General features: G+C 61.7%; 1 protein-coding gene. It reads right to left on the reverse strand.

Annotation, left to right across the window (positions count from 1 at the left end; translation table 11 throughout):
- Nucleotides 1–211: hypothetical protein (locus ETC02_RS17570; RefSeq protein ID WP_216367883.1), on the reverse strand; the 211-nt coding region annotated here is incomplete at its 3' end.
- Between the last annotated feature and the right edge of the window lie 201 nt (nt 212–412).

A 412-nucleotide genomic window follows, 5' to 3' on the forward strand; every position in this document is an offset into this window, starting at 1 on the left:
TCGTTCCCTCAAAACTGAACGAAACAGAAGCGCGATTTGCTTTGAATAACGACTGATGTCCAGCTCCGGCTCGCCGCTGCTCGGGGTCAAATAACCTTCGCCTTCCGGGTGCAAGCACCCTTGCAGGTGAAGAACATTTGCCCATCGCGGCGACCCGCGAGCCTCCGCTTTTCGTCCTGTCTAGCTCCAGCGCCTGGCTCTCTTCTGCCAAATAACCTTCCCCCTCGGGGTGCCAGCACCCCTCCGGGTGAAGAACATTTGGCTTCGAGAGCCGAACGCGGCGCTTCCGCTTTTCGTACTGTCTAGCTCCGGCCGCCATCGGCTCGCGACGCTTCGGTCCTGCTGCGGCGGCAACAGCCTCCTCGCAGGCCCTCCAGCGCGTTTCGCCGATAGGCGGGCGGCCTTCGCTTTT

This window comes from Geobacillus sp. DSP4a, assembly GCF_013096875.1.
In the GTDB taxonomy this organism is placed as follows: Bacteria; Bacillota; Bacilli; order Bacillales; family Anoxybacillaceae; genus Geobacillus; species Geobacillus thermophilus.